Below are 14,779 nucleotides of genomic sequence, written 5' to 3' on the forward strand. Positions count from 1 at the left end.
GTTTTTCAGAAATCGTTTCTCTTACATGATTCCTGTATATACAACGATTTTAGAATAAAGTGTTCGTATTTTAGAAAGAGGCTCATCAATTCTAAGTGAAGCACATAAATATATCGTTATCTGTTTTAAAATGATTATGAACTAAAATAAACTTCAATAAAAAGATGAGAAGTAGAAGGGCAAGCTAAGATTTGAAATTGAAAACCAAGAGTCAGTTGATGTATTAAACACAGGGAATATTGCCAATGAATTGATGGTTGTAATGATAGAAAAATTTAATCCATAAAAAATGTCTTGTCTAAAAAATCCCACCTCAACTGAGGTGGGATCAATTTTTGATTTATCTTTGGGGAAGATAAACACATTACTCTTATGACTAAATCATAATAGATTTAGTCTAAAAATGCTACTTCAATAAACTCTTATCGATAGTACTTTTTTGAATGGTTAGTGAACTACTCCAGACTATTCACGCCAAAATTTTGTATAGGCAATTTTTTCTTGAACATTGTAATCAATAATCTTTTTTAATAGCTCGAAATCAATAGCTTGGTCCCAGGTTATTTTTATGATATTCTCCGTATGCTGATAGCCAGCTTTTTCAATAGCTTCTTTGAACGCACTAATCGCTACAGTCTCAGGAGCAACGGAAAGATGTTTTTTAGATGAACTATAAGCGATAATAAAGGTATCATGATCTGTAAACATCGGTTGATTCCATTTGATCACGACGTTGAATTGGGGATAATTTTGCTTAGTCCATTCAAAGAGATCTTCTAAACGAAACCGATGTTCAGGCTTACTGGTACTTGAGAAAAATTCATTGAGATCTTTCATTTTACTGCCTCTTTCCTGCAAGTGATTGCTGCAATTTTCTTTAGTATAATATAGGATGACCTTTGAAGAAACTATTTACTTTAGAGAAATTAGATAAGGTGTGTGTTCAGTGTTCTATTCTTTTCTTTATAGCTTTTTAGTACGGTATAATCTATGTAAACAGGTTAATTAGGAGACGTTAAAGAGGAAGTCTTTGTATCTGTAAGCGAAGCTAAAGTGGAATATGAAAAAGTTGCGTATCATGAAAGAGTGACAATCAGAAATGCGAATACGGTCAATAAGTTAGCAGAATTAATAAAGAAATATAATTGAAAAAATGCTTGTCTTGGAGGTACCTCCAAGGTTTATACTTTCCTTGTTGATCGATCAAACAACAGAAAACAGAGAGGAAGTAAAGTAAGTATGCAGGATAAAAAGGTCTGGTTCGTAACAGGTGGCTCTAAAGGCTTAGGGTTGACTTTGACAAGAAAACTTTTGGAAAACGGCCATCAGGTAGTCACAACGAGTCGAACAAAGGAACTATTGATCCAAAAAATAGGAGTTGAAAGTGCATCATTTTTACCAGTTGATTTATCATTGACAGATGAAGCAGATATTGAACGGGTAATTCGATTAGCTGTCAAAAAGTTTGGCAAAATCGATGTTTTGGTAAACAATGCTGGTTATATGGTAGCGGGAGCTGTTGAAGATTTAACAGATTTAGAAGTTCGCGCCTGTTTTGATATTAATGTATTTGGTACATTGAACATGCTCAGAGCGGTTGCGCCCATTATGAGAAGGCAAAAATCAGGGTATATTATCAATACCTCATCAATATCAGGGCTTTACGCAGGGGCTTTTGAATCAACATATGCTGGAACGAAATTTGCAATCAATGGGATCACTCAAGCATTTGCAGAAGAAATCAAACCTTTTGGTATTCATGTAATCAATGCTGCACCAGGCTATTTACGCACTGAGTTTCTATCTGATAATTCCTATTCAATATCTCAAGAAATCAGCGAACCTTATAAAAAATCTGTAGAAGAGCGTCTTGGATTTGTTGCTGCTATGAATGGACATCAAGCGGGAAATCCAGAAAAAGTTGCTGACTTATATATGGAAATTGTTGCAATGGAGGAGCCGCCTTTAGAGTTGATGGTTGGAAGTGATGCATATGAATTAGCATTAAATATGTCGAATCAAAAAATTCAGATAACAGAAAAATATAAAGAATTATCAAAATCAGTTGATTTTAAAAAAATGAGGAAATAATATGACGATTAAAGAAATGGCAGAATTAGTAGGTGTTTCTGCGGACACGTTAAGATATTATGAAAGAATCGGTGTGATTCCTTCTGTGACGCGAACGATCCATGGCGTTCGCAATTATGACGCAATCGATCTTGAGTGGGTCCAGTCGATTTTAAAACTAAAGGCATCAGGTATGACATTAGAAATGATCATCGAGTACGTCCGTTTAGCGAATCTGGGTGATAGTACGATCGAAGCCAGAAAATGTTTGTTGAAAGAAGAACAGGAAAGAATCACAGCAAAGATTGAATCACTTCAGGAACGATTGACCACAATCGATAGGAAGCTAGATGATTATTACAATGAATTATTGCCTCAAACAACAGCAATGATCAATAAGATGAATAGAGAACACGAAAAAAAGTAACACATTAAAAAATAGACTGATACTCATTTTATTGTATAATGAGTACAGTCTATTTTCTAGTTAATGATTATCGTAAAAGAAAGAGGAAAAGAAAGAATGAAGAGAAAAATCAAGATTTTACTGAGTATGTTATCTATATTGATGATCATTATTTTAGCGTACGTGGGGTATGTTTATTTTAGTTATTCTAGAATCACTGATGAGTTAGCTGTCAAAATCGTTCAAAAGGCAGAAATAAATCAAGCATCTACCAATAAAGCATACAAAATTACAACCTTTAATGTTGGTTATGGTTCTTATACACCAGACTATACTTTCTTCATGGACGGCGGTAAGCAGTCAAAAGCTGTGAGCAAAGAGAGTGTTATCGATAATATTTCCGGTGTGAATGAACTGACAAAAAAGCTAGCGCCAGATTTTGCCTTATTTCAAGAAGTTGATAAACAAGCGACTCGCAGTCACAGTGTTGATGAAGTACTACAAATCAATCAAGCGTTTCCCAATTATTCTAGCGTATTTGCGACAAATTATGATTCAGCTTTCTTAATGTATCCCGTGCTAGATCCAATTGGTAAATCCAAATCAGGTATTTTGACTTTAAGCAATAACAAAATTGAAACAAGCACACGCTATAGTTTACCAATCGAGACGAATTTCAATAAATTTTTTGATTTAGATCGTGCGTTTACTGTTTCAAAGATTCCAGTTGAGAACGGTAAATATCTAATGCTGTATAATGTTCATTTATCGGCCTACATCAAAGACGAAAAAATCCAAAATGAGCAAGTGCATAAATTATTCGATCATATGGAAAATGAATACAAAAAAGGAAATTATGTCGTTTGTGGTGGCGATTTTAATCATGATCTACTAAATTCTTCGAGTGAGACATTTAAAAATGACACAACAGCAGAATACACATGGCTACAACCTTTTCCTAAAAAAGAACTACCAGAAAATTTACAAGTCGCGGCATTAAGTGAAAGAAAAACGCCAGTACCATCTGTTCGTAATTTAGATAAACCTTATAAAAAAGGAGAGTCATTTGTAGCGTTGATTGATGGATTTATCATTTCAGATAATGTCGAAAACATTGATGGGAAAGTAATAGATGCTGAATTTAAAAACTCAGATCATAATCCAGTTGAGATGACGTTTAAGTTGAAAAAGTAACAAAAAAGAGTCTGGGACATAGCTCTACGAGTTATGATGTGCGCCCTAAAAGTTGTACGTAGATTAACCTGTCATTCGACTGGTATGAATTCGGTATTGAACCGGACTCATACCAGTCAATTTTGCTTTTATCCGATGATGATTGTAATAATCAATATAATTTGTAACTGCTCGTTTTAATTCCTCAAAGCTAGAAAAACTACGGCCATAATACATTTCTTGTTTCATTAGACCAAAGAAATTTTCCATTAATGCATTGTCCAAACAATTTCCTTTTCGTGACATACTCTGGTATAACTTTGCTTGCTTCAATTGTCTAACATACTGTTGATTTTGGTAATGCCACCCTTGATCGGAATGGATTGTTGTTCGAACGTTGGTCTTTTTACTTTCTTTAATGGCTGTTTTTAAAGGAATCAATACGCAATCCAACGTTGGTTTTTGCTGAAATTGATAGGCAATGATTTCTCCATTAAAACCATCAAGAAAAGGACTGAGATAGGCTTTTCTTTTTAGTTTAATTCCTTCGGAATTTCGTTCAGTATAGTGGAATTCTGAAATATCTGTAAAGATTTTTTGTTTTGGAATCGTGCTAAAGAAGCGGCGATTCACCTTGTTTTTAGCCAAGGTTCCCACCAAACCTTTGTAAGATCGATACCTTCTTGAACGACGTGTAAAGCTTATACATACTAAGTTATATTTCTTCATAATTCGTCTGATTTTCTTATGATTGATTTGATAGCCCCTATTCACTAAAGCCAACTTGATTCGACGATAGCCATAATTGCGATCATTCTCTTCAAAAATTGTTTGAATCAATTTCTCTATGTGAGTCATTTTTTCTTCGCTCATTATCTTTTTCCAGTAATTGAAAGTAGAACGCGGTAGCTTAATCGCTTGTAATACATGATCTTGACGATACTTTCCAATAAGTTCTATGGCTATTCTGGTTTGAACTCGTCTTTTCGCTTCGCCATAATAGTTTGTTGGAAAGTCCGTAGCTTTTTTAAATACTCGACCTCGATTCGCAAACGTTCATTCTCACGCTCTAATTCCTTTTCACGAGATAGTTTGCTTGTTTCTTGCTGTTTTTTTGTTGGTTTGTTCATCCTTTTTTTGGGTCTCCCTTTTTGATTGGACAGAGCAGTTTGACCACCAGCGATGTATTTCTTTTGCCAACGAGAAATCATCGACCCATTAGGTAGCTTGAATTGTCTTGCTACTTCACCGAAAGAAGCATCTGTCGTTTCTATAAAGTGTAATACATCTCGCTTAAATTCACTAGTATATTTTGTCAGCGAACGGTGTCTTTTGAGCCCTTCTTTCCCAAATAATTGATAGGAGTGTTTCCAATTGTAAATTAAGGCATTTGATGGGAGTCCGTATTTTTTAGCCAAGGCTCGTCCGCCCAGAGGCCCTTCTAGGTACTCTTTCACTAGCTTTAATTTGAATTCTACCTCATAATAACTCATAAAAAATAACCTCCAAAAATTGTATTTTTCACGTACAACTTTTGGGGGTCACATCATTATCTCTCAGACTCAAGGAATCCGTATAAACGGTGGGAGCAGAAGCAATCACTACGCTTCGCTTCGATCACATCAAATTCTAAGTGCTAAAGCATTAAGATTTGAAGGCTTCGGAAATAAGCTGAAATTCACAAAAATTTGAAGAGCAATTTTCGTGAATTCCTTCTTATTTCTCGGGATTAAACACTCCTGTCCCAACCTCTTTTTATTAACTTTCCGCTTTTACAATCGTTTCTTTCCCATCATGAATGATCAAAGCAGTATGACTAACAACTTTAACACCATCTGCATCATAATCAGTATCAGAGAAATTAGCAAGCACAGATAAGGTATCACCAAATTCAGTTTTTTGAACTAAACGATTATCTGTCAATACTTTAAAACCAGTCATTTCATGTTGTAAAGCTTCTTTTTGGAAAGGTACCCAAATTTTAGCATTTTTTGAAATATCTAGTTTATGTTCCTGCCAAGAAGCTTTGTCTATATGCATCATTGGCGGAGTGTTATACAAATACTCTTTCATGCGACGTTCACCGACTTGATCTTTGATTTTGTAGCTATCCCATTCCCATTGATGAGAAGTAATCACCGAACGGTTGTAAACAAGCTTGTAAAGCGGAAGAGAATAAACAGGATCAGTATAAATCGCTTTGTACTCTTCCTTGATTGGTACGACTTTTTTGTACTTTGTTGGAATACCGCCGTCTAATGTAGCATAACTTCCTACATAGTATTCACTTTCTTTGTTTTCTCGCATATCAGGATCAGACCACATAATGACAGGTGTTTCGATTCCGTGAGCAAAAACCATATCTTTTGAAGCAAAGTCATTCCCACCTTCAGAACCGACAACTAGACCATTTTGATTGAAATAATCCATTCGTTTTAATCGGCCGGCAACATCTTCACTTTGGGTAGTTAAGTGATCAGAACTATAGTCATTATAAATTTCACCAGCAGCATCAGTATCTAAGAACCAAGAATTAAAAGGAATCTTATTCTGCATAATTCCTGTAAACCTTTCTTCGACGTCAGGAAAAATTTGTGTTGGATTAAGTTTGCGTCCTTTGCCTAAGAAACCAGCAACTTTTTCACCATTTTTTTTCGTGACTGTTGCGTTTTCGTATAGGTTTTTGTTTGGGAAGGAAGCTGTGTTCCAATCGATGCTAGCTTTTTCTTGAATCGACTGATAAGAATCATAAGGACCAATCAGATAGCCTTGATCAGCTGCTGTTTTGACCATCTCGGGATTCATTAAGCCATTAACCCAGTTTGGCAGACCAATCCAGGCATTTTCAACACCTGAGTCTTTCATCTCTCTAAAGACATCAGATGATGTTGCTCCCCATTGCTCAAGTGGTGGGGTTAGATCACCTAAAATACCAGCTAATAGGTGTTTATTCAAAGTATAGCGTTCCTGTTCACTTAGTTTGTCGATGCCTTTATCAATCAATTTTTGTGCGTCTGCATCCGGGTTTTTGAAAATATCTTTAGTATAAAATTGTGGATAAAGCAGAACATAATTGATGGATGTTAAGAAGGTGTTTTTTTCATAGTTATAGCCTTCATTTTTTTTAAACGCTTCTAAAGCCTTTAAGTATTCCTCAGAACCATCTTCACCATATTGAGTCAACAATTCAGCAATCCACTGGAAAATTGGTTCATCCACCATTTGAGGTAGCTTACCCCATTTAATATCTTCTGTTGTTAAAATGCGGCTGTTCCAGTAATAAATTTGAATCGCACCACGCATTTTTTTAATTTCTGGATTTTCTTTTTCCTTTTCATCAAGTGTCTTGAACTCCCCTAGATCGATTCGATCCCTTTGGTAGGTTTTGGCGATTGCGACAGGATCATTATCGGTAACATAAAGTCGGTAATTCAAGGTTTTATTTTTGTCAAAGCCAATGAAATTATGCTTGGCTTCCAAAGTTAAGTGAGGCTCGGTTTTTGTTAAAAGATCACTGTTAAAAGTGTTATCCATTACAAAGGTTGTAGCAAAAGTTTCTTGATTTGTTGTAAAAAAGCTCATTGAGAAAGCTTCACTTATTGATAATTCTTCATTTTGTTTAAAGTAGGCAAGCCACTCTTTTTGATCATTAGGAATTGTTTTTCCTTCAGCAATCGGTAGTACATAGTTTTCAGCGTCTAATTTAGGCCAGATAAAAGAGATATCTTCAGCGGATAAACTTGTGAGTGCCACAGCTAGATGATTATTTTCTTTTTTTAATTTGACCTTGATTTGTTCATTCGGATAAGTCCAACTGATCTCTTCTTTGCTTTTCTTTAGGTCAGAGACTTCTTTTGTTTCTTGAGGTTTTGAGACTTCTGCTCTTTCTCCATTTTCAGTAATGGAGACAGTGAAAGTTGCTGGATCGACATCAAAGGAGAAATCAGTTTTAGCATAACTATTGTTTTTTTCGATTTCGTTGTTGACGATCAACTTTTCTGATTTATTTGTTGCAGTAGTTTGGTTGAAATTACATCCAGATAAGGATAGTGTGATTACGGCTAAGCTAAGATAGATAGACATTTTTTTCATAGGTTCCTCCTAATTTAAAAGCTGAGCAGGCTCGTCCTGCTCCGACAGAAAAATAGGGAAGTATGACTGAGGTGTTTTTTGCCTCAAACATAGTTCATCTTTTTTCCGAGGAGCAAGCCTGTGAAGCTAGATAATACAAAAGCTGAGCAGGCTTGTCCTGCTTCGACAGAAAAATAGGGAAGTATGACTGAGGTGTTTTTTGCCTCAAGTATAGTTCATCTTTTTTCCGAGGAGCAAACTTGCTCAACTCAATAGCATATCCAAAGTTTACCAAGCAAGTGTTACAGAAAAATGCCAAAATCTAACATTAAAAAAACAAGCGCAAAATATTACGCTTGTTTTTCCGATTTATAGAAATGTAAAATAAAAATTAATGTCTGATGAACTAATCTAGCTTCGATTGTAAATCCATGTTCCTGCATGATCGATTGAACGATCGATAAGCCTAGTCCTGTGCCAGAAAGGTTTTTATTCCGTGATTTTTCATGGACATAAAAGGCTTCCCAAAGCTTATTTACATCAAAATCCGAATTTAGAGAGGTTTGATTACTGATCGTAAATTCGATAAATTCTTCCGTTTCACGCCAATTGGCTTGGATCTCTTTGTCCGTGGTGTATTTAATACTGTTAGTTAATAAATTATCAAAAACTCTTTTGAGCAAAATCGGATCTGCTTCAATCAATGAAAGAGGAGTATCTGTGTCTGCTTCTAGCAATAAAATGTCTTCTTTTTCCATCGTAGGTTGAAGTTCTGCTACTGTTTGTCTCCAAGTATCTGACAATTGCAACAGGACTTTATTGATTGGCTGTTGCTGTTCTAATTTTGCATAGTCCAACATTTGATCAACGATATCATTCAATCGTTGGGTTTGTTGTAAAATCACCTCAAGATACGTTCCGTCGTCTAAATTATCTTCAATACCAGAGCCATATGCTTTTATCAAAGCAATCGGTGTTTTTAATTCATGGGTCAAGTCTGCTGTAAATTGTTTAAGTTGTTCATTTTTAGCTAATAAATTTTTTTGGTAAGTAGCTAAAGCATAACTCATTTTGTTGATGCTAAGTGCTAATTCACCAATTTCATTGGCTGGAATGTCATCGGTCGTTACAAATGTTAGTCTGGTGATTTCTTCTGCCACTTTTTTTAAGTTGACTAAAGGATCCGTTATTTTCCGAACAGAAATATAAATTAAGACAATAATCAGTCCCAATGTCAGGCTCATAGAAATAAAGTTGAAAGTATTGATCAGATTCGCTGTTTCTGAAAAATTAACAGTAGAAACCCCCACTAAGTAAAAAGTATTATCAATTACTCTCATCTCAACTAAGAAACTGGATTTCTGCTTCCCTTGGTCAAAATTTCGTTGGACAGATTGAGATGTATTTTGTAGTTGATCCAATGTTTCTTGTGTAATCCAAAAGCGATTTAATGCGACCTTTTTTCGATTCAACTCTACATTCAAGGCTTCATTAAAATCATCAAGAGAGGTGCCATCTAAACTTCGTGAGATGATTGTGACTTGATTGTTCTCTTCTAATTCAGCTAGTTGTTGTTCAGATCGGGTATTTTGTTGAATATCTGTCATAACGGAGGTGACTTTATGATCCATTTTAGAAAAATAGTAATAAGGAACAATCAGACTATTGAAAAGAAACATGATGATAAAGCTACCTACAATAATCAGTGAAAAGGTCAATGTGAGTGTTGTACTGATTTTTCTAGTTTTCTTGTTCAATGAGATAGCCCACTCCTCGTTTGGTGGTGATAATCTCATCGCCAATTTTTTCACGAAGCCTTCTAATATGTGTGTCCACAGTTCGTGCTACACCATCATAATCCATACCCCAAACACCGACTAACAATTGTTCTCTTGATAAAATACTGCCACGATTTTTAACCAGCATCATCAGCAAATCAAATTCTTTTTTTGTTAAATCCAATGCTTGTTCCTCTTTCCAAACTTTTAAATTCGCTGGATCGATCAATAAGTCTCTCACATATAATGAACGCGTTAAACCAAGCAATTTTTTGACACGTAATGATAGCACTTGTGGATGAAATGGTTTGGTAATATAGTCATCTGCACCACTAGATAAAGAAAGAAATTCGTCTTCACCAGTTGATTTAGCTGTGAGCATCAAGACCTTTAATGAGCTTTCGGCTTTGATCGTTTTAATGACCTCAATGCCATCAATTTTAGGCATCATCCAATCAATAATAGCTAAATCTAATTTTTTTTGATAAAAAATATCTAAGGCCTCTTCACCATCAAGTGCAGTATAGACTGTAAATCCGTCTTTTTTTAAATAGGCACTAACGATCTTAACCATTTCGGGACTATCATCGGCAACTAAAATAAACATGTTCAAGACTCCTTTTAAAAATCGATTATTCTTTTGGCAGAAAAGTTGATAAATTAGTACAAAATTCAATCAACGTATTGCATAGCAGGTTTAGATAAGAACCGTTCATGATATGCTTTTATTATTTATCATACTTATAAAGTTTAAATTCCTCAATCAATTGAATCAATTTTTCGGCATAGTCTGGATCGGTTGCATAGCCGCCATTTTGCAAAGCAACAGCTGCCTCTTGATAATTTTTACTTGTTTTAATTGCATCATAGGTACCGCCTTTTAAAAATTCCATATGATCGACCATGGATTCTTGGATCGTCTCGTATTTTTTAAACGAATCATCGATCGTGATTCGTTCACCATCAATAAACTCATCCGTGGGCATAATGCTAGATTCTTCATTAAAAGCACCCTTGATCCCAAATAAATTTTTTGCTTCGACCGCTAGTTCACTACGACCCCAGTCAGATTCTAAAATCGCTTGGGCTATGGTAATACTAGCAAATAGATGGGTTTGTTTTTGTAAAAGTTTCGCTTCAGATGCTATTTCATCAATAAAAATCTGCTGATACGCAGTGGCTTCATCTTGGATTGGTTGTTCTTCTTTATTAAAAATAAGGAAAAGACTAGCAAATGAAAGAAGTAGAATCAATAGTAAGGGTAAAATATTTTGTCTTCTTAGAATTCCTTGATTCATGTAATAACCTCTTTTCTTTAAGTGTTACAAACAGTATAGAGGTTAAATGTTACAAAAATATGCCAAAGAAGTTAATATTTGTTTGGCTTTCTTAAGAAATACTTCAGTTTGATTAAGAATATACTTCTTTTTATGGAATGATCGATAAATTTTTTTGAAACAAACTTCTTTACAAGTCTCCCAATATCCTTTATGCTATTTAATGTAAATACCCTATAGGGTATAAAGGAGAAGCAAATGTTTTCATTTTTTAAAGGAAATTCAGTAAGTACAAGCGAACTTCGACAAAAATTAGCAACAAAGCCCGAAGTAATCGATGTTCGAGAAAAGACAGAATTTGCATCTGGACATATATCGGGTGCAAAAAATATACCCCTTAGTAAAATTAATTCTTATGTAAAAAAAGATAAAGAACCAGTCTATGTGATTTGTCAATCTGGAATGAGAAGTCGTCAAGCTGTTAAAAAATTAAAAGCTAGAGGAATCGATGCAATCAACGTTAAAGGCGGTATGAGTGCTTGGCGTGGAGAAGTCAGAGGAGGGACATTATAATGCGAGTAGTGATTATTGGCGGTGTAGCAGGTGGCATGTCAGCTGCGACTAGATTAAGAAGGTTATCTGAAGAGATCGAAATCATCGTTTTAGAAAAAGGCCCCTATGTTTCATTTGCAAACTGTGGATTGCCCTATTATGTATCGGGAGAAATCAGTGAACGTTCAGAATTGATCTTACAAACTCCTGAACAGTTGAAAAAAAGATTTAATATTGATGTTTATGCAGAAACAGAAGCAGTTAAAATCGATCGAAAAAATAAAACAGTTTTAACGAATGCGAATGGTAAAGAGAACACAATCAGTTATGATAAATTGATTCTTTCACCAGGGGCACAACCAGTGATACCGACAATTGAAGGGTTGGCCGAAGCAACAAATATTTATACCTTAAGAAACGTTCCAGATATCGATAAGATCGTAGCAACTGTCAAAAATGAGCAACCTAAACAAGCCGTTGTGATTGGGGCAGGATTTATTGGTCTAGAAATGGCAGAGAATTTAAGTCACCTTGGCCTTGATGTCACAATCGTAGAAGCAGCGCCGCAAATTTTACCACCTTTAGATGAGGAAATGGCCGCCTTTGTTGAAAAAGAATTAAAGGCAAAAGGAATTACTGTCTATACAGAGGTTGGGGCAACGGCATTTAAAGAGGCTGGAAAGAAAATCAAATTAAGTTCAGGTGAAACAATTTCAAGTGATTTTACAGTGCTATCGATTGGCGTCAAACCATCTAGCGATCTAGCTGTTGCAGCTGATTTGAAAATAGGCTTACGTGGAGGGATCGTTGTAGATGAAACTTACCAAACGAATGATCCAGATATTTATGCTGTTGGTGATGCAATCGTTGTTAAACAGCAAGTCACAGAAGAAGATGCTCTGATCGCGCTCGCATCTCCTGCAAATCGCCAAGGGCGCCAAGTAGCAGATGTGATCGCAGGCGTAGCTCGGAAAAACCAAGGAAGTATAGGAACTGCAATCGTGCGAGTGTTTGATCTTGCGGCAGCCAGTACTGGTTTAAGTGAACGCCAGTTACGCAATAGTCATCTAGAATTTAAAGCAGTGCATACAACTTCAAAAAGCCATGCGGGGTATTTTCCTGGAAGTTATCCGATTGTGATGAAGTTGCTATTTCATCCTGTATCAGGTAAAATCTATGGCGCACAAGCGATTGGACAAGATGGTGTGGATAAACGAATTGACATCATCGCCACTGCAATCAAAGCAGATCTGACCGTTATGGATTTGCCAGAGTTAGAATTTACTTATGCACCGCCATTTGGCTCAGCGAAAGATCCTGTAAATATGGTGGGTTATGCTGCGACCAATATTGTTGAAGGCTTCTCTGACACTATTCAATATTACGAATTGAAAGAAGCAATAGAAAATGGAGCTTTTTTACTAGATGTGAGGAATCCAGGAGAACTAACGAATAGCGGTGCATTACCTCAAGCTAAAAATATTCCATTGGATGAATTAAGAGAGCATTTAACTGATCTTCCAACGGATAAAGAAATCATTGTAAGTTGTCAAAGTGGGCAACGTAGCTATTTAGCCGAACGAATCTTAAAAAATAATGGCTTTAATGTGAAAAATTTAGATGGTGCTTTTCAACTATATAGTACAATTTACCCTCAGGAGGTTATTAATAATGTATAAATCAATCATGATCGATGAATTTGAACAAGTAGAAAAAAGAAATCAATTAGCTATCATAGATGTGCGTGAGGAAGACGAGTATCTTTCAGGACACATTAAAGGGGCAAAAAACTTGCCATTAAGCACGTTGCAAGAAACAGCTGAATCATTGGATAAAACGCAACCTTATTATATTATTTGCCAAGCTGGCGGACGTTCACAAATGGCGAGTGAATATGTTGCTTCATTAGGGTATGACGCTACAAATGTGATGGGTGGTATGTCCGCCTGGAGAGGAGATGTTGTGGATGGCTTGTGATCCTAAACTAGCGAATCGTTTGAAACGTTCAGAAGGACAAATTCGAGGGATTTTAAAAATGATGGATGAAGGAAAAGATTGCCGGGAAGTTGTGACCCAATTGATGGCAGTTCGCTCTAGTATAGACAAAGTGATTGGGCTGGTGGTGACGGAAAATTTGAAACAATGTATGGAGGATAAAGACATTGACCTGACGGGTGAAGAATTGGCAAAAGCACTGGAGATGATCGTCAAAACGAGATGATTTTTACTATTGAATCACTTAGATGAAATACTATCAAGGATGCGTCATTGAAAATAGCTAAGAGGGACAGTAGGCGAATCGGCTTAATTGTCCCTCTTAGTTAATGAAAATCTTCAAAAAATGATTTTTCTCGCTGTCTATTTAAATTTTAAGGTCGTAATCAAAGGATAGTGATCGGATAAATCTGTTTTGATTACGTCGACATCTGTGATTTCAAAATTTTTAGAAACAATAATATTATCTAAAAATTTTACTGCCATACTCGTCTCTAAAGAAGCTCTTGCAACATCTTTTTCTGCCATCGTTTCCAACCAGACACCGTTATGTCCATTAGAAATTTGGTAATCTTTAGAGAAAACATTGAATTCATTAATACCATGATCGGTATTAAAGTCACCAACTAAAATTTTATATTCTGTAGGGTCCTCATCTAAAACTTTTTTTAGTTGTTCTAATTGTTTCGTTCGCACCTCAAATGACTCAACACTTAAATGGGTAGAATAAAAGGCAATTTTTTTCTTATCTTTTTCAAAAATGGCCCGAGAATAAGAACGCGGTTCCAAGGCTCCTTTTGTGACTAAACCACCTTCTCCCCAAATATCCATCAAACGATCTGAGCTTGTTTTATCCTTATAGTCAAAATGTTTGTAGATCTCATAAAATTGTTTTTGTTCAGCTCCAGGAGCTTCTTTCATACCGTATAATTCGACAACTTTCGTCTCTTTTAAAGGATATTTAGAAACGATACCATTACCATAACCACCGCCACCAAATTCAATAGACTGTCCAAAGAAAGAATCTTTATAGGGTCCTTTTGTAAAATCAGTGAAGGGATCATAGTTGGCTCTTTGTTCGTAACGGATTGTATTTTTGTCTACTTCTTGGATGCCAAAAATCTCAACATCTTTATCTGAAAGTAGCTTTCTTTGGTCATTCACATCATTGTCTGGGGCTTTAATATCAATGTTAAATGTTCCGACAATTAGTTCCTCTTTCTCTTGGTGACCGGTTTCACTTGTATTTTGTTTACTAGGCGTTGTGTTTGAACAACCCATCATCATAGTAGCAACAATACTAAACAATAAATAACCTTTTTTTCTCATCTTTTTTCTCCTTTTAGCGTTATTTCGTTACTAAAAAACAGTTGGATAATTGTCTTCTTATACAAAAAATCCGAAATTACTCAAATAAATGAGTAATTTCGGTTTAGCTTGTCAGTAAAAACAATAAC

General features: G+C 35.6%; 14 protein-coding genes and 1 pseudogene. 7 read left to right on the top strand and 8 right to left on the bottom strand.

Going from position 1 to position 14,779, the window contains the following annotated elements; translation table 11 throughout:
- Nucleotides 1-465: 465 nt before the first annotated feature.
- The gene (locus IGJ50_RS04575; RefSeq protein ID WP_069641064.1) at nucleotides 466-837 is read right to left on the bottom strand and encodes an iron chaperone; all 372 of its coding nucleotides are present in this window, start codon (nucleotides 835-837) and stop codon (nucleotides 466-468) included.
- A 402-nt stretch (nucleotides 838-1,239) separates the two neighbouring features.
- Here IGJ50_RS04575 and IGJ50_RS04580 point away from each other — a divergent pair, with 402 nt between their 5' ends.
- From IGJ50_RS04580 to IGJ50_RS04590, 3 genes are all read left to right on the top strand, one after another.
- Entirely contained in the window at nucleotides 1,240-2,091 is an 852-nt protein-coding gene (locus tag IGJ50_RS04580; protein ID WP_429949100.1) for an SDR family oxidoreductase, read from the top strand.
- Between the two features lies 1 nt (nucleotide 2,092).
- A complete protein-coding gene (locus tag IGJ50_RS04585; RefSeq protein WP_429949101.1) occupies nucleotides 2,093-2,497 on the top strand; it encodes a MerR family transcriptional regulator in 405 nt (134 codons plus the stop codon).
- 96 nt (nucleotides 2,498-2,593) lie between these two features.
- Nucleotides 2,594-3,670 (top strand): hydrolase, encoded by a 1,077-nt coding sequence (locus IGJ50_RS04590; protein WP_069641067.1) that lies wholly within the window; start codon nucleotides 2,594-2,596, stop codon nucleotides 3,668-3,670.
- 63 nt (nucleotides 3,671-3,733) lie between these two features.
- Here the strand turns inward: IGJ50_RS04590 and IGJ50_RS04595 are convergent.
- The 6 genes and pseudogenes from IGJ50_RS04595 to IGJ50_RS04620 all read right to left on the bottom strand — a co-directional run.
- Nucleotides 3,734-4,624: pseudogene (locus IGJ50_RS04595) on the bottom strand (IS3 family transposase); the annotation flags it as partial.
- Nucleotides 4,612-5,142 (bottom strand): helix-turn-helix domain-containing protein, encoded by a 531-nt coding sequence (locus IGJ50_RS04600; protein WP_429949103.1) that lies wholly within the window; start codon nucleotides 5,140-5,142, stop codon nucleotides 4,612-4,614. The gene IGJ50_RS04600 and the pseudogene IGJ50_RS04595, both read right to left, overlap by 13 nt.
- Nucleotides 5,143-5,407: 265 nt before the next feature.
- A complete protein-coding gene (locus tag IGJ50_RS04605; protein WP_429949104.1) occupies nucleotides 5,408-7,741 on the bottom strand; it encodes a glycoside hydrolase in 2,334 nt (777 codons plus the stop codon).
- Between the two features lie 329 nt (nucleotides 7,742-8,070).
- Nucleotides 8,071-9,477 (bottom strand): sensor histidine kinase, encoded by a 1,407-nt coding sequence (locus IGJ50_RS04610; RefSeq protein ID WP_429949106.1) that lies wholly within the window; start codon nucleotides 9,475-9,477, stop codon nucleotides 8,071-8,073.
- On the bottom strand, nucleotides 9,461-10,105 hold the full coding sequence (locus IGJ50_RS04615) for a response regulator transcription factor (RefSeq protein WP_069640219.1): 645 nt from the start codon (nucleotides 10,103-10,105) through the stop codon (nucleotides 9,461-9,463). The genes IGJ50_RS04610 and IGJ50_RS04615 overlap by 17 nt, the downstream gene beginning before the upstream one ends.
- A gap of 121 nt (nucleotides 10,106-10,226) precedes the next feature.
- Nucleotides 10,227-10,796, bottom strand: a complete 570-nt coding sequence (locus IGJ50_RS04620; protein WP_207120799.1) for a glycoside hydrolase family 73 protein — start codon at nucleotides 10,794-10,796, stop codon at nucleotides 10,227-10,229.
- 237 nt (nucleotides 10,797-11,033) lie between these two features.
- On the opposite strand from IGJ50_RS04620, the gene IGJ50_RS04625 reads away from it, so the two are divergent.
- The 4 genes from IGJ50_RS04625 to IGJ50_RS04640 are packed head-to-tail and all read left to right on the top strand — an operon-like array spanning nucleotide 11,034 to nucleotide 13,548.
- Nucleotides 11,034-11,348, top strand: a complete 315-nt coding sequence (locus tag IGJ50_RS04625) for a rhodanese-like domain-containing protein (RefSeq protein WP_069640221.1) — start codon at nucleotides 11,034-11,036, stop codon at nucleotides 11,346-11,348.
- On the top strand, nucleotides 11,348-13,006 hold the full coding sequence (locus IGJ50_RS04630) for an FAD-dependent oxidoreductase (protein ID WP_429949109.1): 1,659 nt from the start codon (nucleotides 11,348-11,350) through the stop codon (nucleotides 13,004-13,006). The genes IGJ50_RS04625 and IGJ50_RS04630 overlap by 1 nt, the downstream gene beginning before the upstream one ends.
- Complete coding sequence (locus tag IGJ50_RS04635) at nucleotides 12,999-13,304, top strand: rhodanese-like domain-containing protein (RefSeq protein ID WP_207120801.1); 306 nt, start codon at nucleotides 12,999-13,001, stop codon at nucleotides 13,302-13,304. The genes IGJ50_RS04630 and IGJ50_RS04635 overlap by 8 nt, the downstream gene beginning before the upstream one ends.
- The gene (locus IGJ50_RS04640) at nucleotides 13,294-13,548 is read left to right on the top strand and encodes a metal-sensitive transcriptional regulator (RefSeq protein WP_069640224.1); all 255 of its coding nucleotides are present in this window, start codon (nucleotides 13,294-13,296) and stop codon (nucleotides 13,546-13,548) included. The genes IGJ50_RS04635 and IGJ50_RS04640 overlap by 11 nt, the downstream gene beginning before the upstream one ends.
- A gap of 137 nt (nucleotides 13,549-13,685) precedes the next feature.
- Here IGJ50_RS04640 and IGJ50_RS04645 read toward each other — a convergent pair whose 3' ends face one another.
- Complete coding sequence (locus IGJ50_RS04645) at nucleotides 13,686-14,651, bottom strand: endonuclease/exonuclease/phosphatase family protein (protein ID WP_429949112.1); 966 nt, start codon at nucleotides 14,649-14,651, stop codon at nucleotides 13,686-13,688.
- Nucleotides 14,652-14,779: the final 128 nt, after the last annotated feature.

Source organism: Enterococcus sp. AZ101 (assembly GCF_050499005.1).
Lineage (GTDB): Bacteria > Bacillota > Bacilli > Lactobacillales > Enterococcaceae > Enterococcus_L > Enterococcus_L ureilyticus.